Below are 232 nucleotides of genomic sequence, written 5' to 3'. Positions count from 1 at the left end.
ACCATGGCCGAGGCTCGCGCGGCACTCGCACGCCATAATCCGCTGTATGCTCAGGCCGTGTCCCGTGCCCGGCAAGTGGAAAACAGTGTGCGTTTCTGGGGCGCACAGTACGCAGAACACGGCGACGAATCGGCCGCGCGCAGTTACAGACAGTCCCTGTTCTACGGCATAGGCGCACTCGAAACGCTCGACGTGCTAGGGCTCGCGGATAACGAAGCCCGCACCCTCATGC

Annotated in this window: 1 protein-coding gene; it reads left to right on the top strand. The window is 63.4% G+C overall.

Annotated elements, in window-relative coordinates:
* Window positions 1-232: hypothetical protein (locus AC1RO3_RS09470; RefSeq protein WP_481764166.1), on the top strand; the 232-nt coding region annotated here is incomplete at both ends.

It is taken from the genome of Dellaglioa sp. CoH-57-MRSF-19 (assembly GCF_056781975.1).
The sequence above is the reverse complement of the archived record's forward strand: the minus strand, read 5'-3'. Positions and strand labels throughout refer to the sequence as shown.